This is a genomic window from Rhodococcus sp. DMU1 (assembly GCF_012272955.1).
Lineage (GTDB): Bacteria > Actinomycetota > Actinomycetes > Mycobacteriales > Mycobacteriaceae > Rhodococcus > Rhodococcus aetherivorans.
This window is the reverse complement of sequence record NZ_CP050952.1, coordinates 4,808,587-4,829,066: the sequence shown is the minus strand read 5'-3', so window position 1 is coordinate 4,829,066 and position 20,480 is coordinate 4,808,587. Positions and strand designations below refer to the sequence as shown.

Here is a 20,480-nt window from a genome sequence, read left to right as displayed (position 1 = left end):
GTCTCGGTGTCCGCGCACCGGGACTGCGCCCACCCGCGCGCGGCACGCGCGATGGTCCGGTACGCCACCGCGCTCGATGGCCGCCGTCTGGACTGTTCGACACCGTGCTGCCGGACCTGTATGCCGACGCCGGGCTCGTGCCCGCCGCGCGAGTGCGGTGGAACGACGACTACTCCCCTGCCGGCTGGGACTACGACAACTTCCGCGCCTTCAACCATGGCCGCCGGGACGTGGTGTTCCTGGCCGACGACCCCGACCGGGTCGGCGGCAGGTATCCCCGGGGGCTATGAGCTTGCGTCTGCCGTGACTTACCCGCCCGTACCATCCCCCGTGCACTCGATAGCTGTTCTTCGCACAGGCCAGGTGCGATCGCGGTGACGGGTTCGGGGGGCCGCAATCGGCGACAAGCGAGACCGGACACGGACATGCCGGAGGTGGTTCCTAAGCTGGAGTTGCCCGGTTTCCGTCGACGGGCGGAAGGACGTCCGCAGGGAGAGTGGAGTGGGTGTGGAGCCGAGGGTGAGCGAACCTGAACTCAGGGATCGCGTGCAACGCCTGCTTGCCTTTCTGGCCGAGCTCGTCAAAGCACGGAGCGCACCTGTCCGTACCCTCGACAAACACCGTGCCGTGATGTCTCTCGACGAGGGAAACCTCGACGTCGGCCTGACCGCCGATGCCGCGGCAGGCGACGTCTTCCTCCGTGCGCGGCGTCTTGTTCTCGAAGATCCACCGCGTCCTCCCGCGCTGGTCGCGAAGTATGTGCAGGGAGCAATCGACAACTCTGCCGCTGAACCCCCACTCGACCCACAGGCCCCCGACGCCGTCGACGGCGTCGAGACCTGGTTGGCGCAATGGCGGGCGTGGGCGGCTGTGGATCGGGAACGACGGCCCGCGTCGCAGCTGTACACGTTCCTGCAGCACGCGATGCTAGACCTCGACGCCCAACCGGAATCGCTCGAGCTCGTCGTCGCATCGGGGTTGCTGCACCTCTCCGACGATGTCGCAGGCGCGCGGGTGCACACACACTTGATCACCCAGTCCGCCCTCATCGAGCGGCACGAGGAATCCGGCGACCTGCTGGTCCGGCTGAATCCCGACGCCGTCCCGTCGCTCGAAGACACCCAGCTCCTCACCGGATTGGAAGTGTTCGATCCATCGAGTACCCGCGACCTGCACCAATCCCTCGCGACTCAGGTCGCGTCGCCCCTCGACCCCGCGGCTCGGGTGTTTCTCAAGGACTGGACCGACCGGGCACTTACAGTGCGCGTGGACGTCGTCGACCAGGCGGAGGAGGCATCGTCGCCCGAGGCGTTCGTGAGACCGTCGCCGGCTCTGGTGCTCCGCAAGCGCGGCGCCTATGCGCTCATCGAGTACTACAACCGCATGAGCGAGGCCGTCGCCGACGAGTCGAACCAGGTGCCGCTGGGTCTGGCGCAACTCGTCGAAGCGATCGAACCGGCCGACCGTGTCGCATGGCTCGACCGCATCGGCACACCGTCCGCGCTGTTCGCCGATGATCCGTTGTTCCCGTTGCCCGCGAACGATGAGCAGCGCGACATCCTCGATCGCCTCACCGGCGACAGCGGCGTCGTGGTCGAAGGCCCACCCGGTACTGGTAAGACACACACCATCGCCAACCTGGTGTCCGCGCTGCTCGCGGGTGGCCAGCGCGTGCTGGTCACCAGTGAGAAGGCTCAGGCGCTGCGTGTACTGCGCGACAAACTTCCGCTCGAACTGCAAGAACTGTGTGTGGCGGTGACCGACCCGGCGCGGGGAGGGTCTGCGGAGCTCAACCGCAGTGTCAGCGAGATCGCTACCCGCAAGGCGCAATTCAACGGGCGGCGCGCAGCGCAGCGCATCGACGAACTCACCACGCAACGCAACGACGTGCTCAACCGTCGGGCGATCCTGACGGAACAGATTCGGCAGACGCGCGCGCAGGAGACGGTCGTTCACACCGCGGTCGCCGCCGGTTACGAGGGGACGGTCGCGTCGATCGTCCGGAGGGTCCGCGCACAGGAATCCGGACAGGGGTGGCTGCCCGCACCGCTGTTCACCGACGCCCCACCTCTGAGCGTCGACGAATTCATCACCCTCCATGCGCTTCATCAGCGGTCGAGCGTCGAGCGGGCGCGTCGCCGGCACCAAGTGTTCCCCGACTTGTCCCTGCCCACCCAGAGAGAGGTGCAGGACGCGTGCGCCGCGGTCGCACAGGCATCGCAGGACGTGACCGGCGAAATGCCGGAGTTGCTGCGGGTACTCGAGGGCGCCTCCCCCGACATACTGGCCCGTATCCGCGATCTCTGCGAACAACTGCAGGGCGCTCTGCACGATGCAGAACGGCTCGACCTGGGATTTCAACGCGTGGCCGACGATGTCCTGTCGGGGAGGGCGCAGCACCTGTGGGGAAAGACCGCCGAGTTCGCAGGTCTCGTGCAGGCCGCGCAGGAGGCCGATCGCGTCGTCGGTGCCAGCACGGTGGCAACGCCGGTGACCGGGCGGCCCGCGTTCGAGGCGTATGACGCGCTGGCTCGCAAGCTGGAGGCGGGGGACACATGGCGCAGTGGCCTCTCCCGGTTCCGGAGGAGTGACGAGCAGTCGGCGGTCGAGGCGCTCGGCGAGCCTGCGACCGTCGACGGGGTCGCGGCCACGACCGCCCACTCGGTGCGTATCGTCGCCGAGCACCTCCGTGCGCTCGACGCGGTGCGGGTCGTGGGGATCGTCCTGCGCGATCTCGGTATCGACATCGCACTCGACGAGTCACGCAGCCGTGCCATCGGCACCCTGGCACTGATCAACCGGGACCGTGGCATCGTGGACAACCTTGTCACACGGGTACGGGATGTCGAATCGGCGTTACGAGACATCCACCCTGGTGCGCCGCGGCTTGTGAGTGTCGAACAGGCGCGGTCGGTTGCGGAGTCGGCGCGGGCAATCGCCGCGGTCGGCACTGCGCAAGCCAGCAAGGCCTGGCTCGAATCCGTCGGCCTGTATGTGCGGGGCCAGATCGCCGGGGGAGCGTCGCCCGAAGGGCGCGCCCTGGCACGGGCCTTCCACGATGCGGACTTCGACGGTATCAATGCAGCTTTGGATGCATGGGATCGTGCGGCCGGTGAACAGCGGGAGGAGCTCGAACTCTTGTCGCTGCACGCGCGTTTGACCGACGCCGCACCGGCGCTCGCGCAGGCCATCGCCGAAGATCCGTCGTGGCCGCAGTGGCCGGTTCGTCTGGCAAACATCGAGAGCGCGTGGGCGTGGCGTCGCGCAGAGCAGTGGGTGCGGAACGTCAACGAGGGGCGTGAGGACGGGCAGTTCGAACGTGACCTCGACGCGGTCGAGAAAGACATCTCGCGGTTGACCACGCAGCTCGTCGCGGAGAAGGCGTGGAGCGCGTGTCTCGACCGCACGACCGCCGAGCAGGTCCAAGCCCTGCACTCGTACCGCGACCATGTCGCGAGTATCGGAAAGGGTACCGGGAGATATGCAGAGCGGTATCGGGCTGCAGCGCGTGAGGCCATGCAGGTCGCGCAGGGTGCGGTGCCGGCGTGGGTGATGCCGTTGCAGCAGGTGCTGTCTTCGGTTCCGCCTGTACAGAACCTGTTCGATGTCGTCATTGTTGATGAAGCAAGCCAGGTCGACATCAGTAGCTTGTTCCTGCTGTGGTTGGCGCCGCGTGTGATCGTGGTCGGGGACGATAAGCAATGCGCGCCGAGTGCGGTGTCGTTGGGTGCGCTCGACGGAGTGTTCCGTCGTCTCGATTCATCCCTGCCCGACATCCCGAAGTACTTGCGCGATAGTTTCACTCCCCGCTCGAGCATGTTCTCGTTGTTGCGGTCGCGGTTCGGGAGCATCGTCCGGTTGCGTGAGCATTTCCGATCGATGCCGGAGATCATCGCCTGGTCGAGCGAACAGTTCTATGCAGACGACCCCCTGGTTCCGTTGCGGCAGTATGGGTCCGACCGCCTTCCGCCTCTGCGCACCACCTACGTCGACGGTGGTGTCGTCACCGGACAGAACTCGACGTTGACGAACCGTGTCGAGGCCGGTGCCCTCGTAGACACTGTGGTGCAGTGTGTCGAAGACCCCGCCTACGATGGGAAAACCTTCGGCGTGGTGGTTTTGCAGGGGCAGTCGCAGGTCGACGTCATCCAGAACGAACTGCTCGACCGGCTCACCCCGCACCAATGGGACGAACGCAGACTCCGTGTCGGCACGCCTCCGGATTTCCAAGGGGACGAGCGGCACGTGGTGTTTCTGTCCATGGTGGTCGCGCCCGACCAGAACATCGCGGCGATGACGAGGACCGAATACCAACGACGGTTCAACGTCGCCGCATCGAGGGCACAGGACCAGTTGTGGTTGTTCCATTCGAGGATCGTCGACACGTTGCGGCCGACGGACCTGCGGCATTCGCTGCTCACCTACATGCAGTCGACGTCGCCGATGCCTGCGGCGCCGATGCCGGCGGGTGTGACGGGTGAGGAGCGGCACGAGGCATTCGACAGTCTCTTCCAGCAGGAGGTGTTCCTCGACATCGCTGCCCGCGGATATCACGTGAACCCCCGGGTGGAGGTGAACGGTCACGTTATCGATCTGGTGGTGACCGGCGCGGCAGGCAAGCTGGCTGTGGCGTGCGACGGCGAGCAGTGGCGCACCACTCCCGACCGGCAGCGCGCCGACCTCGAGCGTGAACGTGAACTGCGCCGGAGCGGGTGGAGGTTCTGGAGGGTCCGCGAATCCGAGTACTACCTCGACCCGGACGCGTCGATGTCGGGGCTGTGGGGCGAGCTCGAGCGGCGCGGCATTACCTCCGAGGGTGCGGATGTCGGTGTTGTGTCCGACGCCGAGCCTTCCGGATTCACCGAGTCGTCGGTGGCCACGCCGGTGTCGTCATCGCTGGCTGACACCATTGTGGAGGCACTCGGGAGTGAGGAATATCCGGTCGTCGAGCTTGCCGATCGGCTCGAGATGGACTGGACGGTCGTTCTCGCGGTGCTGGAAGAGCTCGTTGTCGCGGGGCGGGTCGACGCGCTCGTTGCGCCAGGGCAACGGACGAACTATCGGGTTGCGGGTGTAGTCGATCGCACTGCCGACGATGGTGCCGGCTTCTGACCGAATCGGATGATCGGACGATTCGTAGGTCGGGTTTCGAGACGTTGGTGCCGCTGACCTCGCGTGGATCGTCGCAATGCCGGAGTTCGACCTCGTGGAGTAGGAGTGGTGACGACCAGTTCGTCCCCCGGCGCTATGTCTTCGTGTCTCATACTCGAGGCACGCGGGTGTGGACCTACGGTCGTGCCGGTTTCCTGAGCTCAGGACGCGGACGGTCCACCACTGTTTTCTGCTGGCCAAGCTCGACGCCGAACCGGACCGGCGGTCGGTCGGGGACGTCTTCGGCGCCCAGCCCGTCCCGGGATCCGGTCCCGACGACGCGTCAGCAGGCCGAAGCCGAGATCAAGGCCCTGGCCGGCGCCCGGCCCGGGGAATGGGTCACCTGGAAGGTCTACGACCGCAGCCGCCGCCAGTTGGCCAGCGTCGCCGCCCGGACCTGCGCACCGGCAGGATCGCCGCGGTGCGCAGATCCGGGCTGCACATCGACTCCCGCGTCACCCCGACCGCGGACGGCCGCTTCGTCGTGGAGATCGCCCGCACCGCCGAGAATGCTTCCTGAACAGGGAAAATGCACGTCCCCTCGCCGTTCGGTGCCACACCGTCCCCTCCGGGGCCGCAGGGACAACGGCGCGGGACGTCGGGTTCGGCACCCGGTGCGGGGGTACGGCACACTTTTGGGCATGACTTCTGTGGGGAGTCCGGTGTGGAACAGCAGTGCGCCGATGATCATGTGGGCCTTCGCCGAGGGGCTCGACTTCGCCGGCACGAGGGTCCACCCGATCACCACCCACGCCGTGAGCGGGCTCGGGAGCGTCCCGGCCGATTACGAATATGCTTGTCGCGGAGCAACTCTCGGTGAGGGTCTGGCCGTTCGGGGCGAGGAGGTCCGCGATGCCGGCGCCGCAGTCGACTCCTGGCTGCAGCGCACCGACCTGCTCTGACTGCCTGTCGCACCCGCGGCTGTCACATCACCGCTCGCAGGGCGAGCCGGATCGAAGGAAACGGAAGATGCGGATCGCCCCGCGTACCCCCACCACGAAGAACCCGCCCGAACAGTTCCACGGCGACGTGTGGCTGGACCCGATTGCCTTCCCCCGCGAGGACGGTCAGCGGATGATCGTCGCGAAAGTCCGGTTCGCGCCCGGCGCCCGCACCGCCTGGCACTCGCACGCCCGCGGCCAGACGCTGCACGTTACACAGGGCGTGGCGTGGGTGCAGTCCCGTGGCGGGGAAAAGATCGAGGCGTACCCCGGCCGGACGATCTACTGCCCGCCCGGCGAGGAACATTGGCACGGTGCGGCCGCCGACTCGTTCATGGAGCATCTGGCGATGCTCGACAACGCCGACAGCCCGGCGACGACCACGACGTGGCTCGAGCACGTCACCGACGAGTGCAACGGCTGATGAAGGCGGGGAACGACGTCGAGGCGGCGGTGCGCGACTGCAAACAGCAGCGCGCCGCGATGGTCGCCGGCGACGCGGTCGCGCTCGGCGAACTGCTCGATGAAGATTTCACGCTCACACACATGACCGGGTACGAGCAGTCGAAGGCCTAATGGTTGGCCGACCTCGCCTCCGGCCGGACGCGGACGGAGGCCACCATCCGGGGCGGGCACGGCACCTGGCCGCTGCAGCTCGAGATCCACTACACCGCCCGCGACGGCCGGTGGGTGGCGGCGTACACCCTCGCGTCCACCTGGGTGGGTCAGCCGCGGCGTAGGGCGCGGCCATCGGGCAGGGTTCGGCCGCTCAGAAGCGCCACCAGGCGTCCGCTGTCGGTCCGCACGACCTTCCCGCTTCCCCAGCTCCAGTCGATGTCGGCAGCCTCGAGCCGGACGTCGGTCAGGTCGACCCCGAACAGTGCGCCGTTCGCGGCGGTGAGCTGGTCGAGGACGGCTACCACGGCCTCGACCGGCGCAACCGTCGGCCGGTCGAGCGCGACCGTGACGTCGAGGGAGTGGATCACTGCATGGCTGAGCGCCCCGGCCGCCCCGCCACCCGGCGGCTGCCACTCGTGCAGCAGCGGCGACCGGAGGTGGGCCAGGTGGTCGGCGACCGGCAGGGAGGCGTCGCGGGCGGCTACGGTGTTGGACAGCAGGGTGAAGTCGCCGCCTGCCGCCGCCATCTCGGCTCCGAACTGCTCGGGTGTGAGCCGCGCCGGCATCGTTACGTGCGCGACCACGTGGCGGACCTGCCACGTCGCGCAGAGCGACGGGGTGTCCCAGGTCTCGGTGGGCGCGGAGTCGAGCAGGTCGGCGAGGCCGTCGTACGTTGGCGGTACCCCGGACTGCAGGTTGTTCACGGTCGGTCCCCTTTCATTCAGTTGAGCAAGGTGCCCCGCCGCCGAGCCGGACGTCCTTGCATCGCGCCGCCTGCAGAGGTTGAGACTCCACGGGCCGGTCAAACTCATCGGAGAGTGGCCAAGCCGAAGTCGCCAAGGTGTGCGACCTGCCTGACACCTATCCCGAAACTCGCCGCGGAGGGCTACGCCGAGTACCGCGCCACATCGACTTCATGGACGTGCTGGCCGAGCAGTTCGGTCTCGACGGTCATGCGCTGCAGTACCCACAGGCGGGAAATATCAGGGACCGCAGGGTGCCTCACGATCCTCTGGATGGGTGAGGTGACGACGTCGCCGGATCGCTGTTCTCGACCGCCAGGGAGAGCACTGCCTCCGCCAACGCCTGCAGGGATTCGGTAGCAAAGTGGTGTCCCGGTCGGCGGTCAGCCGGCGCACAACTGCTCGCGCACGATTATCTCGTAGTGCTCGGCCGTCAGGCATGCCTGACGACGCAATCGGGAAAGGGGGCCAGAGCCGACTCCGGCCTGCCGTCGACAGGCCGGATCGACCATCCGGAAAACGGCATCGATCTGGTGACCGGACTACGTAGCGACACGCCGTCCTGCCGACACCGGACTCGTTGCACGGCCGCGTAGGCATCTCTCAAACACGGAGGTGAGGGACGTTGTCCGACGAGACGCAGCGGGATATCGGGTCGATCAGACTGCCGCAATGGGGCCGTGTCGAGCGAGGCGGTGGCATTGTGGGCTCTTCACAGTTGAGGGTGTAATCGCTGGCTGGATGTTGGCTGGCGCGTCGGTCCCGGGGCAGCGATGCGCAAACGCAGCCGGAGGCCCGATCTTGTGTCACCGTTCGCAGTGGACTTCTTCGAGTACCCGCTCAGATCGGTCAACGGCGCACCCGATAGCGCAGGTGAAGCACCCGGTTGCCCTGAATCACCACGTCGGGATCCTCCAACAGGTGCTGTGCGTGGACCGACCCGAAGTAGCGCTTGCCGGACCCGAACACGACGGGTACGACGTCCATGCGCACCTCGTCGACCAGGCCCGCGGCAAGCACCTGGCCACCGACGTCGCCACCGGCGACCTCGACGATGCGGTCACCCGCGAGCTCCTGCGCCTTGGCCACGGCTGCCTCGACGCCGTCGACGAAGTGAAATGGCGCCTCGGGGGCCCAGCCCTCGGGCTTCGGCCGGTGCGTCACGACGACCACGTGGTCGACCCCGCCCGGAGGCGTCCCCTCCCAGCCGTCCGTCATGTCGAAGACGTGGCGGCCGACGATTGTCGCCCCGATCTGGTCCCAGTACGGCCGGGTGTAGTCGTAGGACGTCTGCGACACCTTCACCTCGCCGCTCTCGTCCAACGGGACGTCACCGCTGGACAACCAGTCGAACAGCGGTCCGGGCTGGTCGTTCTCGTCCGCGACGAAGCCGTCCACCGACACCGAGCTGTACATGACCACCTTGCCCACGGGGCTCTCCTTAGACCTCGACGTGCCTGACGCTACCCCTGGGGCGGGCTTTGCCTGCCCTGATCTGACCGTGTTCTGCCGACTCGACGAGCTCGGTCTCGAAGTGACCAGGCCGCGGTTCGAGCCGGACCGTGCTGTCTTGGCCTGTCGCGTCGTCGAACCCGACGGGTCGGATGAGAGGTGGTGTCGCCGCTGCGGATGCGAGGGATCGTCGCGCGACACCGTAACCCGGCGTCTGGCGCACGAGCCGTTGGGTTGGCGGCCGACCACGCTGGTGGTCACGATCCGTCGCTATCGGTGCTCCGGCTGCGAGCATGTGGCGCCAGGACACCAGCCTGGCTGCTGAGCCGCGGGCGAAGCTCTCGCGAGGTGGTCTGCGGTGGGCACTCGAAGGCGTCGTGCGCCAGCACCTGACCGTCGCGCGTGTCGCTGAAGGACTCGTGGGCGCCTGGAACATCGCCAACGACGCCGTCCTGGCCGAGGGCAAGCGGGTCCTGATAGACGATCCGCACCGGCTCGACGGCGTCCAGGTTCTCGGCGTCGATGGATCCCCGCAGCGGTCGCGGTGATGGATCCCTTCCACGGGGGCCGCGTAGCCGGTGACGCGCTCGACAAGTGCCGGCGCCGGGTCCAACTCGCGATCCACGGCCACTGCGGTCACAAGGACGACCCGCTCCACTCCGCCAGGAGGACCCTGCACACCGGCGCCGACCTACTCACCGACAAGCAGAGGAACCGACTCACCGCCCTGTTCGCCGCCGAAGAGCATGTCGAAGTCGAGGCGACTTGGGGGATCTACCAGCGGATGATCGCCGCCTACCGTCACCCGGATCGAACGAAGGGGCGCGAGCCGATGCGGAACCTGATCGGTCGGTCAGCGCCGGCGTTCCCGCTGCGCTGAGCGAGGTGATCACGCTGGGCCGAACGCTGAAGAAGCGCGCCGTCGACGTGCTGGCCTACTTCGACCGACCCGGCACCAGCAACGGCCCAACCGAGGCGATCAACGGACGACTCGAACACCTCCGCGGCTCCGCCCTCGGATTCGGCAACCTCACCACCTACATCGCCGGCCCGCTACTCGAGACCGGCGGCTTCAGGCCGCTGCTACACCCTGGATGATGAAGAGCCGCATCGTGCCCTGGCTCGTTTACGACGATGTGGGCGAGGTGGTCGAGCCAGTTCGGCGGTATCTGGCTGATTGTGTTGCCCCATCGAATCTATTTTCGCGCCAGTGCGTTTGAGGAGCAAGGTCACCAAGGGGCCGGGCTCGCGGACGGCCGGGCTCGCGCTGGCGTTCACGGTGATCGAGGCCGCTGAGGCACGCTGGCGCGCCGTGAACGCGCCGCACCTGGTCGCCCTCGTTCGGGCCGGAGCCGTGTTCGAGAAGGGAAGACTCATAGAACGACCGGTTGATGCGTCAACTACGAAGGAGGTCGCCCGACGCTCGCCCATCCACAACGATTTGACAATAACTCGTGTGGTGTCGCGATGAGTTTTGCCCTCCGGTGCAGTCTGATCTGCATGGGCAAACTCATCTATGGCTTCAACGTGTCGGTGGACGGGTACATCGCCGATGCACAAGGCAACATCGACTGGACCGATCCGAGCGAAGAACTGCACCAGTACTGGAACGACTTCGAGCGGGAGACCGCCCTGTCGTTCTACGGGCGGCGGCTCTACGAACTGATGTCCGCGTACTGGCCGACTGCCGACAAGGCCCCGGACGCCACCCCTCTGATCGTCGACTTCGCCCGCATCTGGCGCGACATGCCCAAGGTCGTGTTCTCGCACACCCTGGAGTCCGTCGACTGGAACTCCCGCCTGGAACGCGGCGACCCGGTCGAGGTGGTGACGAGGCTGAAAGCCGAAACCGACGGCAGGCTGGAGGTGGCCGGCGCGACGCTGGCAGCACCGATCGTGCAGGCCGGACTGGTGGACGAATACCGGATCGTGGTCGCGCCCATCGCCGTGGGCGGCGGCACCCCGTTCTTCCCGACCCTGCCGTCATGGATCTCGCTGCGACTGTTGGAGAACCGCACCTTCCCGGGTGGCACGGTCCTGCTGCGCTACGAGGCGAAACACGACTGATCGGACATACACAGCCAGGCGAGCTGCGGATGCACTACGAGATACACGACTCGAGCGGCACGCAAGTACTGCTGCTGCACGGCAGCCTGTTCGACATCCACCAGCAGTTCGACGAACTGCCCGGGAAACTCACAGAACGACCGATCGACCCACCAACCACCCTGGAGGTCGCCTGAAACTCGCCCATCCACAGGTCCTGACAATATCTCGATCCTAGGAGCGCGCACTGTCGGACTCGGAGAGACCGGAGCGGATTGCGCAAGGCCTACTACGACGCATGGTCCGAGGTCGCATCAGCCAAAGCAATGCGACGACGGTCGCGGCAAAGACCACTGTGGAGAACCCGAATTCGGCGATCGACGGCGGCTTGTCCCACCACGGCACCCCGTAGCTCGACACATACCACCAGCCGTTCGGCCCGATGAACGACATGGTCACCACGAACGACACCGCTGCCGCGAACAGCGCCCGATTGCGCCGCGAACGCAACACCGCGGGGCCGGTCGCCACGGCAGCGAGCATCGCCACGATCGCCACCAGCAGGCACAGCACCAGGGTGAAGACCGCGAACCGGTGCGCCAGGGACCCGTCCACAGTGATCTGCAGCAGGTACTGATAGCGCAGATACTCCTGGAACCACGGCACATTCGGGCCGACCTCGTGTACGTGCTGCATCTCCAGCACAGCCGCAGGGGTCTGGTCCGAGAAGACCGGCACCAGCACCACCAGCCCGGCCGCGACCATCGGAGCGAGCAGGGGCAACCATCCCATGTTGCGAGCCGGTGATGGAGGATGCGGGGCGATCGGGCGGGCGCCGGCGATCAATGCGGCGAAGCAGATGATGCCCGACGGGCCGGCGGTGACGGTGATCGCGCCGATGAGGATCGCGGCGGCGGCGGACAGCAGACGCCGGGTGGCGATCGCGCGTTCGACCGAACACCAGGTCAGCACGACGCCGGTGGCCTCTCGTCTTCGTTGCCCGCGGCTCGCGGTGTCCTGGCGCGGATATCGACTCGGCGGAGGTGCGCGCACGCTGCGGCCATCCCGAGTTGCCGGGGTGTGAGGGCCGGCACAGTGAACAATATAGGTCAAATGACCTATATTTTGACCATGGCTGACACGCTCACACGAGACCACGAAGGTCCGGTCCTGATCGTCGGTGGATACGGAACCGTGGGTTCCGCACTGACCGAACTCGCCGCTCCGCACTGGCCGTTGCTGCTGACCGGGCGCAATCCCGAGAAGGGCGCGGCGCTCGCCGACAAGCACGGGGCTACGGTGCGGCGCTGGGATCTAACGGATCCGGCGCCATTTCGGGCGGCGGTCCGAGCGGTGATCGGAACGGTCAACGATCCGATCGACCGGGTCTTGACGGCTGCGGTCGGCGCGGGCGTTCCGTACGTCGACATCACGCGATGGACCAGCCGCATGACCCGCGCCATCGCCGCTGCAGCCGTGATGAAGCCACGTGCGCCGGTGCTCTTCTCGTCGGCGTGGATGGGCGGAATCACGAGTGTGGTAGCCGCTGCCCTGATAGCCGAGCGCGGCGGAGATGCCGCCTCGGTCGATATCGCAGTTCGCTGGGACATGAACGACATGGCCGGCATCGATTCGGTCGACTTCATGGATCGGCTCGGATACGACTACGAGGTTCGTCGGGGCGGACTACCGGTGACGGTGGCGCCGTTGACAGATCCGCGGATCGTGAATATCGCCGGGTCGCGCACCAAGGTGGTCCGAATCGACACCCCCGAACAGCTGACGCTGCCGATCACCCTCGATGTCGGCACCGTGTCCACACGCATCGGCTTCAGCTCGGGCGCGGCCACCACGGCGTTGCTCGCAGCGAAGAAGGCCGGGTTGTTCAGGTGGGGCAAGGGGGACCGGTGGACATCCGTACGCCGGTCGTTGTTGTACTCGCCCGGCGAGGGAGGGAACGCCGAGATCCGGGTCGACGTCGACGGCGAGGGGGGAAGGACATCGGCAACGGTCGTCGATCCGCGAGGCCAAGCCCACTTGACTGCGCTCGGCGGCTTCCTCGGTTTGCGAAGAGTGCTCGATCCGACGGGGTCGGTGCCCGGTGTCACCTACCCCGAGCTGCATCCGGATCCGGCCTCGATCCTGCGATCGCTACCCGAGCACGGAGTGGAAGTATTGCGGGAATGATCTCGACGAAGGGCGGCCAACGGCAGGCCGAACTGCTCGATGCCGCCGAACGGGTACTCACGACCCGCGGCAACGCCGATGCGTCTCTGCGTGACTTTGCCGCTGCGGCGGGCGTGCGTATCGGGCACCTCCAGCACTATTTTCCGACTCGCGCCGATCTGATCCGGGCTGTGCTCGAGCGGGCGCTGCAGCGCTCGCTCGAGCGGCTCTCGTCCGCACTGGGGCCGGTCGAGGAACGGGGTGAGCAGCCGGCCCTGACCAGGTTGGAGACGACGAGTCTGTTCGAGATCCTGCTCGCAGAGCAGGACGATCCGTCGTGCGTGCGGTTGTTCGTGGAGGTCTGGGCCATTGCCATGAGCGACGAGAGCACGGCCGCGGTCGTCCGCGACTTCTACACCGGATACGTCGGTCACGTGGCCGACCTCGTGGCCTGCGTTCGCCCCGATCTCGACCGGTCGCGGAGCCTCGCGGTCGCGGCGACCGTGGTCAGCCTGGTGGAAGGTGCGGCCATTGTCCACTCGACGGTCGGCGTCGGTAGTTCGGCGGAAGCGAGGAGCGAGATTATCCGGGCCGCAGTCGGATTGGTACATGGGTCCTGAGCCGTCCGGGCAGGCGCCGGCCGTGACCGCCCGCCCCGGTGCCGGCGTCGTCGATGCGGTCCGGCTCGGGGCGGGGTCGCTATTCGGGGTGAGCCGAGCTCCACGCCTGCCAGATGTCGGGACGGAGCCGGCCCCGATCCGGCACCGGGAGGCCTTGGGCACGTGCCCAGGCCCGAACCTCGGCGGTGGACGGCGCCGGCGGTGCCCCCTCCCCGGCGCCGCTCGCGGATTCGGCGATGTCCCCGGATTCGGCAGCGGGCGCGTCGACCGGGCGCGGTGCCGCAATGCGGGCGATCGCCGTGTTCTCTGCCTCGGCCCAGACGTAGGCCGCCGCCAGATAGCGGTAGGTCCACTGCTCCGCCAGGGCGCGGTTGTCGCAGAACACGATCGGCACGTTCGGCCAGCGCACCTGCAACTCGGCCAGGCCGTCGGCGACGGTCGCCGGCCGCACCCGCTCGAGCGCGAAGATCGCCGAGTACCGGTCCTCGACCACGATCGCGGCCCGCGGTAGGGCCGCCAGTTCGGCCAGCGCGTAGCGCAGCGTGCCGTTCGTCAGGCTCGAGACCAGGTCCGGCACCGACTTGCGTTCGACCGAGGCCACGAGGCGGTCCTCGAGGAAGACCCCGTAGTCCCCGCACGGCAGTGCGCGTTTGGTGAGCCCGACCTGCTGGTCGGCGAACCGGTAGGCGTAACGCTCGTGCGAGTCGACGACGATGGGCAGCTCGGCGATGCCGGCGGCCCGCGCGGTGGGTGTGCGCACGTTCGGCCGGGCCTGTTTGCGGGTCCGCGGGGACTGCCAGAACACCACCTCGCGCCCGCGCGCGGTGGTGTACACGATCTGCGATCGGTTCTCCCGGCCCCGATCGAGTACCAGATCGATTGCCGCGCCGCGCCGCGCACACGACCGCACGGCCACCCGCTCGACCACCTCGGGGTCGTCGGGCCATTCGTCGATCGGCACCGGATGGCAGTACAGCGCCTTCGTGCGCGGCCAGGTTCCCGAGGTGCGAAACACCAGCCCGCCGTCGAGGGGTACCCGCAGCAGGTAGCCCAGCTTGGACGCCGGCTCCGGATTCACCGCGATCACCATTTCCACAGCTGCCAGGGTCTCATCGCAACGCAAGGACGTCCGCGGGTGCCAGAAGTTACCCGCCGGTACACCTACCGGGGTCCGGTCGCAACCGGCATCATCGATCGTAATTGATTGATCGATTACTCAATGAGCGCGCACAGCGGTGTGCGGTCCCGAGCAAGGAAGGCGGACGTGAACTCTGTGAACGGTGAGACGGCGCTGGTGACGGGAGCGGGTCAGGGGGTGGGACGCGGCATCGCCCTGGCGTTGGCTGCGGCCGGAGCCCGGGTGGCCGTGGTGGGGAGGACGGCCGACAAGATCGAGAAGGTGGCGGCGGAGATCGAGGAGCGCGGCGGCCGCGCTGCCGCCTTCGTGTGCGATGTCACCGATGCGGCCGGGATCGATCTCCTGGTGGAGCGGGTGATCGCGCGATTCGGCGGCCTGTCGATCCTGGTGAACAACGCCCAGTCGACGGTCCACGGACGATTGCTCGACCTCGACGAACAGGTCTATCAGCGGGGGATGGATTCCGGGCCGACCGCGACACTGCGGCTGATGAGGGCGTGTCACCCGCATCTGAAGGGCGGCGGCTCGATCGTCAATCTCGGGTCCGCGGCGGGGGTGCGCTGGGACCCGTCCGGATACGGTGGCTACGCGGCCGCCAAGGAGGCGATCCGCGTCCTCACCCGCACGGCGGCGTGTGAGTGGGCCGCCGACGGGATTCGAGTCAATGCGATTCTCCCGTTGGCCAATTCATCCGCCCTCGAGGTGTGGGCGCAGGAGAGTCCGGACGAAGCGCGGGCGTATCTCGACACCGTGCCGCTCGGGCGGCTGGGCGACCCCGAAACCGACATCGGTCCGGCGGTGGTCTTCCTGTGCAGTCCGGCGGCACGGTACATCACCGGTCACTCGCTCCCCGTCGACGGCGGTCAAGCGCTGATGCGCTGAGACGTGCGACGGACATCGCTACTCGTACCTTGTCGCGGAAGAGAGAAACGTGCAGATGCCCGATGTGCTCGCACCGGCCCGGTCCGGCCCGGCTCGGTCCCGTGGCCGTGTGCAATCGAATCATCAAGGCGGAGAAGGCCGAAGGGATGTTCCGCCCTGATCAACCATGCCGGGGCATATCGGTCCGCCACGACGGTGTGCTGTCCCTGCCCCCCTTCTACGTTATACACGATTCGAGGCTCTCATGAGGCCCGGAATTGTGGCCGATAATCGCCTGCGGAACGCCGGAACCTACAGGTGAGGGGCAGGGGAATGGGATATGTACTGGACTTCCGGGAGATCGATCGGACGCAGGTTGCGGTCGCCGGCGGCAAGGGCGCGAACCTCGGAGAGCTGTCGCGAATCGAAGGCATACGTGTGCCGGCGGGGTTCTGCGTGACGACTGACGCCTTCCGGCGGGTCGTGGCAGAAGTGCCGTCCCTCGACGATCGGCTCGATCGATTGTCGCGTCTCGAGGCGGCGGATCGCGATTCGATCCGCGTGCTCAGTGCGCAGATCCGCCGTGCGGTCGAAGAGTGCGTCATCCCTGACGATGTGGTGTCGGAGATCGTCCGCTCTCTCGCCCGGCTCGGTGAACAAGCCGCATATGCGGTCCGATCCAGCGCGACGACCGAGGATCTGCCGACCGCATCCTTCGCCGGTCAGCAGGACACGTACCTGAACGTCTCGGGCCCAGCGGCGATTCTCCGGCACGTGAGCCGGTGCTGGGCTTCGTTGTTCACCGAGCGAGCCGTCACCTACCGTCTGCGCAACGGTTTCGACCAGCGGAAGGTTCACATGGCGGTGGTTGTCCAGCGGATGGTGTTCCCGTGGGCGGCCGGGATTCTGGTCACGGCCGATCCCATCACCTCCAATCGGAAGGTCGCGTCGGTGGAGGCAGGCTTCGGACTCGGCGAGTCCCTCGTTTCCGGCTTGGTGAACCCGGACGTCTACAAGGTGCGCGACGGCAAAGTCACGGACAGGACCGTCGCCACCAAACAACGCGCCGCCCAAGCAGCGCCAGCCGGTGGCACGCACATGCGGGGAATCGAGCAGGAGCAGCAGAACCGATCGGTGCTGACAGATGAGCAAATTGTGCAACTCGAGCGGCTGGGCAGAAGAATCGAAGCGCACTTCGGCAGTCCTCAGGACATCGAATGGTGCCTGGTCGACGACGGTTTCCGAATCGTGCAAAGTCGCCCGATCACCACGCTGTTCCCGGTCCCCGTGGTCGACGACGGGGAGAACCGTGTGTACGTCTCTGTCGGCCACCAGCAGATGATGACCGACCCGATGAAGCCCCTGGGGATCTCCCTGTGGCAACTGACGAGTCCGGCACCCACGAGGGAGGCGGGAGGTCGGCTGTTCGTCGATGTCACCCAGGCTCTGGCTTCGCCGGTGAAGAGAACGGGACTGCTGGACGCTCTCGGCAAGTCCGATCCGCTTCTCGGGGATGCGTTGGCGACCATCGTCGAACGCGTCGACTTCATCAGGTGGTGTCCGGACGACGGGGTCGGCGGTGTACCGGCCGGCGATGCACCTGCCCTGATCGAGGCCGACGAAGGCATCGTCGCCGAGTTGATGGCGCAGAGCCAGGCCTCTGTCGCGATGTTGAAGCGCGAGATCCGGGCCAAGTCCGGAGCGGCGCTGCTCGACTTCATCTCGGCCGACCTCAAGGAGCTGAGGCGGATCCTGTTCGACCCGCGGAGCCACCAGGTGATCACGGCGGCGATGGAAGCAGCCTGGTGGCTCAACGATCGGCTTCAGGCCTGGCTGGGCGAGAAGAACGCAGCCGACACGCTCACGCAATCGGTCCCGCGCAACGTCACGTCGGAGATGGGCCTGGCGCTCGTGGGCGTGGCCGACGCGATCCGGCCGCACCCGGACGTGGTGGCCTTTCTGCAGCACGTCGAGGACGCGGGCTTCGAGGAGGGGAGCTTCCTCGACGAGCTGGCGAAACGCGCCGGCGGCCCGCAGGCGCGCGCGGCGATCGAGGCCTACCTCGACAAGCACGGCATGCGCTGCGTCGGCGAGATCGACATCACGAGACCGCGCTGGAGCGAACGCCCCACCACCTTGGTGCCGATGCTCATGAGCAACATCAGAAACTTCGGGCCGGGCGCTGGAAAGCGACGCTTCGAGCACGGGCGGCGAGAGGCTCGCAAGAAGGAACACCAGTTGCTGGAGCGTCTGCGCGCCTTGCCGGACGGAGAGCGAAAAGCCTATGAGGCCAAGCGGATGATCGACCGTGTCCGCGCCTTCTCCGGGTATCGGGAGTATCCGAAATACGGCATGGTCAGCCGCTACTTTGTATACAAGCAAGCCTTGTTGGGCGAGGCCGAGCGGCTCGTGCAGGCGCGTGTGCTTCGCCGCAAGGAAGACATCTTCTACTTGAGGTTCGACGAGCTGCGCGAGGTCGTGCTCACGCACCGATCGTGTGACCAGCTCATCCGTGAGAGAAAGGCCGCATTCCGCTCGTACCAGGCGCTCACGCCGCCCCGGGTGTTCACATCGGACGGCGAGGTCGTCGCCGGAAGGTATCGGCGCGAAGGCGTCCCGCCTGGAGCGCTGGCCGGTACGCCGGTGTCCGCCGGGAGTATCGAGGGGCGAGCCCGTGTCGTGTCGGATATGGCGCAGGCCGATCTCGAGGCGGGCGACATCCTGGTCACCGCCTACACCGATCCGAGCTGGACTACCGTGTTCGTCGCGATCAAAGGCCTGGTGACGGAGGTGGGCGGAGTGATGACCCATGGGGCGGTGATCGCGCGGGAGTACGGATTGCCGGCCGTCGTGGGTGTGGAGGGTGCCACCCGGTTGATTCGCGACGGGCAACAGATCCGCGTGAACGGAACCGACGGGTACGTCGAGATCCTGCCCCAGCGGGACGTCTGAGGGGCAGGAACTGCGGAGCCTGTTCCAGGAGATGCAGGTCCCGATACGGGTAGACCTTCGGTGCGAGCTTGCCGAACAGTCGGACGCCGTGCGTGACCGGTTGGGGCATCACCTTCGCGAAATCGCCGACCGGTGAGCGGTGGTGCGCGCCCCGCTCGTTCTGCTCGGCGGAGCCACCGACCTCGCCGGCACGCACACCGGCACGCGATGCGTCCTGACCCCGGTCCCGAATCCCGCCTCGGAAAAGGTGTCCCGTTGAGCTGACACCCCGCAGCCACAGCGCGGGGAAATTCCTACGCTCGAGGTACCCGAGGAAGGAAGTGATCGATGCAGTCGCTCGACTGTCATGCGTGTGGCAACACCGTGTTCGTGGCGAAGTACAGCCCCGTGCACACGAGCATTCAGTGGACAGGGCCGGCCCGCGACACCTGCCGCGAGTTCGCCGCGGCGGCCCGTCCGGGGGAGACCACGACCTACCTGCCCCGCTGCGGAGCGCTGCACGAGTCGGTCGATCGAGCCGTGCGTGACGGCCGGCTCGTGCCCTCGCAGCGGGTCGAACCGTAGTCGGTCCGGCGTCCGTCGCCGCACCCGGAAGCACATCACCTGGAGGACTTCATGACTGTTGAACCCGAGACCATCGAGGTTCGGAGCATCGAGACGGGCAGCAACCCGACGCGGTACGCCCGCGGCTGGCACTGCCTCGGACTGGCGAAGACGTTCCACGACGGAAAGCCGCATCAGATCAAGGTATTCGGGACCGACCTGGTGGTCTTCGAGGATTCGAAGGGCGCCCTGCACGTCCTCGACGCCTTCTGCCGGCACATGGGCGGCAATCTGGCCCGGGGCGAGATCAAGGGCGACACGATCGCGTGTCCGTTCCACGACTGGCGGTGGGGCGGCGACGGCCGGTGCGCGGAGGTGCCGTACGCCCGCCGCACCCCGAAGATCGCCAGGACGAAGTCCTGGATCAACATGGAACGCAACGGCTTGCTCTTCGTGTGGAACGACCCGCAGGGCAACCCGCCGCCGGCGGACGTGACCATCCCCGGGATCCCGGACTACGGGACGGACGCGTGGAGCGAGTGGACGTGGAACACCTTCCACGTGACGGGGTCGAACTGCCGGGAGATCGTCGACAACGTCGTCGACATGGCGCACTTCTTCTACGTGCACTTCCAGATGCCGCAATATTTCAAGAACGTCTTCGAGGGCCACATCGCCGCACAGCACATGCGTTCGACCGGCCGTGACGACATCAAGACGGGTGTGCAGCTGGATCTGCCGGATTCGCAGACGATCTCGGACGCGATGTACTACGGACCGTCCTTCATGCTCGACACCGTCTACACGGTCGCCGGAGACGTGACGGTCGAGACCAAGCTCGTCAACTGCCACTACCCGGTCACGCAGGACTCGTTCGTGCTGCAGTTCGGGACCATCGTCAAGAAGGTGGACGGAGTCGGGGACGAGGAAGCCGCCGCGATGGCGACGATGTTCACCGAGGGTGTGGAGACGCAGTTCAAGCAGGACGTCGAGATCTGGAAGCACAAGACCCGCATCGAGAACCCGCTGTTGACCGAGGAGGACGGCCCGGTCTACCAGTTGCGTCGCTGGTACAGCCAGTTCTTCGTCGACGTCGAGGACGTCACTCCGGAGATGGTGCAGCGCTTCGAATTCGAGGTGGATACCAGTCGGGCACTGGAGAACTGGCAGAGGGAAGTGGACGAGACCATGGCACTGCGCGGCTGACCCGCGAGCGCCGGCCCGCGCCGAGCCGTACCGGTCCGGCGCG

Annotated in this window: 16 protein-coding genes and 3 pseudogenes; 15 read left to right on the top strand and 4 right to left on the bottom strand. The window is 67.0% G+C overall.

The window, feature by feature from the left end:
- Positions 1-104: 104 nt before the first annotated feature.
- The 5 genes from HFP48_RS31300 (at position 105) to HFP48_RS21910 (ending at position 6,668) form a co-directional block, all read left to right on the top strand.
- On the top strand, positions 105-290 hold the full coding sequence (locus HFP48_RS31300; RefSeq protein ID WP_006941774.1) for a hypothetical protein: 186 nt from the start codon (positions 105-107) through the stop codon (positions 288-290).
- A gap of 229 nt (positions 291-519) precedes the next feature.
- Positions 520-5,112, top strand: coding sequence for an AAA domain-containing protein (locus tag HFP48_RS21930; protein ID WP_246872455.1), 4,593 nt, complete (start codon positions 520-522; stop codon positions 5,110-5,112).
- 680 nt (positions 5,113-5,792) lie between these two features.
- Complete coding sequence (locus HFP48_RS21920) at positions 5,793-6,053, top strand: flavodoxin (protein WP_210432776.1); 261 nt, start codon at positions 5,793-5,795, stop codon at positions 6,051-6,053.
- A 67-nt stretch (positions 6,054-6,120) separates the two neighbouring features.
- Positions 6,121-6,516, top strand: coding sequence for a cupin domain-containing protein (locus HFP48_RS21915; RefSeq protein ID WP_050035805.1), 396 nt, complete (start codon positions 6,121-6,123; stop codon positions 6,514-6,516).
- Positions 6,516-6,668 (top strand): nuclear transport factor 2 family protein, encoded by a 153-nt coding sequence (locus HFP48_RS21910; RefSeq protein WP_168580041.1) that lies wholly within the window; start codon positions 6,516-6,518, stop codon positions 6,666-6,668. The genes HFP48_RS21915 and HFP48_RS21910 overlap by 1 nt, the downstream gene beginning before the upstream one ends.
- 149 nt (positions 6,669-6,817) lie before the next feature.
- On the opposite strand, the gene HFP48_RS21905 is transcribed toward HFP48_RS21910, so the two are convergent.
- Positions 6,818-7,414, bottom strand: coding sequence for a maleylpyruvate isomerase family mycothiol-dependent enzyme (locus HFP48_RS21905; protein WP_043798414.1), 597 nt, complete (start codon positions 7,412-7,414; stop codon positions 6,818-6,820).
- Between the two features lie 888 nt (positions 7,415-8,302).
- Positions 8,303-8,884: a dihydrofolate reductase family protein gene (locus tag HFP48_RS21900; protein ID WP_006930808.1), complete on the bottom strand. Its 582-nt coding sequence runs from the start codon at positions 8,882-8,884 to the stop codon at positions 8,303-8,305.
- Positions 8,885-8,906: 22 nt separating this feature from the next.
- Between HFP48_RS21900 and HFP48_RS21895 the strand changes: the two are divergent.
- The 4 genes and pseudogenes from HFP48_RS21895 to HFP48_RS21880 all read left to right on the top strand — a co-directional run bounded on the left by HFP48_RS21895 (position 8,907) and on the right by HFP48_RS21880 (position 11,148).
- Positions 8,907-10,003, top strand: a pseudogene (locus HFP48_RS21895) (transposase).
- 88 nt (positions 10,004-10,091) lie between these two features.
- Positions 10,092-10,376: pseudogene (locus HFP48_RS21890) on the top strand (hypothetical protein); the annotation flags it as partial.
- A gap of 29 nt (positions 10,377-10,405) precedes the next feature.
- Positions 10,406-10,972, top strand: coding sequence for a dihydrofolate reductase family protein (locus HFP48_RS21885; RefSeq protein ID WP_043798707.1), 567 nt, complete (start codon positions 10,406-10,408; stop codon positions 10,970-10,972).
- Between the two features lie 29 nt (positions 10,973-11,001).
- Positions 11,002-11,148: a hypothetical protein gene (locus HFP48_RS21880; protein WP_158507579.1), complete on the top strand. Its 147-nt coding sequence runs from the start codon at positions 11,002-11,004 to the stop codon at positions 11,146-11,148.
- 124 nt (positions 11,149-11,272) lie between these two features.
- Here the strand turns inward: HFP48_RS21880 and HFP48_RS21875 are convergent.
- Positions 11,273-11,929: pseudogene (locus tag HFP48_RS21875) on the bottom strand (arabinosyltransferase domain-containing protein); the annotation flags it as partial.
- A gap of 153 nt (positions 11,930-12,082) precedes the next feature.
- Here HFP48_RS21875 and HFP48_RS21870 point away from each other — a divergent pair.
- On the top strand, positions 12,083-13,138 hold the full coding sequence (locus HFP48_RS21870) for a saccharopine dehydrogenase (RefSeq protein ID WP_168580040.1): 1,056 nt from the start codon (positions 12,083-12,085) through the stop codon (positions 13,136-13,138).
- Positions 13,135-13,737 carry a TetR/AcrR family transcriptional regulator gene (locus tag HFP48_RS21865; RefSeq protein WP_168580039.1) on the top strand — a complete coding sequence of 201 codons (603 nt, stop codon included), beginning with the start codon at positions 13,135-13,137 and terminating at the stop codon, positions 13,735-13,737. The genes HFP48_RS21870 and HFP48_RS21865 overlap by 4 nt, the downstream gene beginning before the upstream one ends.
- A gap of 79 nt (positions 13,738-13,816) precedes the next feature.
- On the opposite strand, the gene HFP48_RS21860 is transcribed toward HFP48_RS21865, so the two are convergent.
- Entirely contained in the window at positions 13,817-14,827 is a 1,011-nt protein-coding gene (locus HFP48_RS21860; protein WP_044475577.1) for an ERCC4 domain-containing protein, read from the bottom strand.
- Positions 14,828-15,001: 174 nt separating this feature from the next.
- Between HFP48_RS21860 and HFP48_RS21855 the strand changes: the two genes are divergently transcribed.
- The 4 genes from HFP48_RS21855 (at position 15,002) to HFP48_RS21840 (ending at position 20,437) form a co-directional block, all read left to right on the top strand.
- Positions 15,002-15,757, top strand: coding sequence for an SDR family NAD(P)-dependent oxidoreductase (locus tag HFP48_RS21855; protein ID WP_029545691.1), 756 nt, complete (start codon positions 15,002-15,004; stop codon positions 15,755-15,757).
- A gap of 312 nt (positions 15,758-16,069) precedes the next feature.
- Positions 16,070-18,688: a rifamycin-inactivating phosphotransferase gene (gene rph, locus HFP48_RS21850; protein ID WP_168580038.1), complete on the top strand. Its 2,619-nt coding sequence runs from the start codon at positions 16,070-16,072 to the stop codon at positions 18,686-18,688.
- A gap of 327 nt (positions 18,689-19,015) precedes the next feature.
- Positions 19,016-19,252, top strand: a complete 237-nt coding sequence (locus tag HFP48_RS21845) for a hypothetical protein (RefSeq protein WP_006930830.1) — start codon at positions 19,016-19,018, stop codon at positions 19,250-19,252.
- 51 nt (positions 19,253-19,303) lie between these two features.
- The gene (locus HFP48_RS21840; RefSeq protein ID WP_168580037.1) at positions 19,304-20,437 is read left to right on the top strand and encodes a Rieske 2Fe-2S domain-containing protein; all 1,134 of its coding nucleotides are present in this window, start codon (positions 19,304-19,306) and stop codon (positions 20,435-20,437) included.
- The last annotated feature ends 43 nt before the right edge of the window (positions 20,438-20,480 follow it).

Excerpts from the sequence above, each read along its gene's own strand:
- rph (WP_168580038.1), top strand. The coding sequence starts at position 16,070 with ATGGGATATGTACTGGACTTCCGGGAGATCGATCGGACGCAGGTTGCG.
- HFP48_RS21915 (WP_050035805.1), top strand. The coding sequence starts at position 6,121 with ATGCGGATCGCCCCGCGTACCCCCACCACGAAGAACCCGCCCGAACAG.
- HFP48_RS21870 (WP_168580040.1), top strand. The coding sequence starts at position 12,083 with ATGGCTGACACGCTCACACGAGACCACGAAGGTCCGGTCCTGATCGTC.
- HFP48_RS21910 (WP_168580041.1), top strand. The coding sequence starts at position 6,516 with ATGAAGGCGGGGAACGACGTCGAGGCGGCGGTGCGCGACTGCAAACAG.
- HFP48_RS21920 (WP_210432776.1), top strand. The coding sequence starts at position 5,793 with ATGACTTCTGTGGGGAGTCCGGTGTGGAACAGCAGTGCGCCGATGATC.
- HFP48_RS21885 (WP_043798707.1), top strand. The coding sequence starts at position 10,406 with ATGGGCAAACTCATCTATGGCTTCAACGTGTCGGTGGACGGGTACATC.
- HFP48_RS21865 (WP_168580039.1), top strand. The coding sequence starts at position 13,135 with ATGATCTCGACGAAGGGCGGCCAACGGCAGGCCGAACTGCTCGATGCC.
- HFP48_RS21840 (WP_168580037.1), top strand. The coding sequence starts at position 19,304 with ATGACTGTTGAACCCGAGACCATCGAGGTTCGGAGCATCGAGACGGGC.
- HFP48_RS21880 (WP_158507579.1), top strand. The coding sequence starts at position 11,002 with ATGCACTACGAGATACACGACTCGAGCGGCACGCAAGTACTGCTGCTG.
- HFP48_RS21845 (WP_006930830.1), top strand. The coding sequence starts at position 19,016 with ATGCAGTCGCTCGACTGTCATGCGTGTGGCAACACCGTGTTCGTGGCG.
- HFP48_RS21860 (WP_044475577.1), bottom strand. The coding sequence starts at position 14,827 with ATGGTGATCGCGGTGAATCCGGAGCCGGCGTCCAAGCTGGGCTACCTG.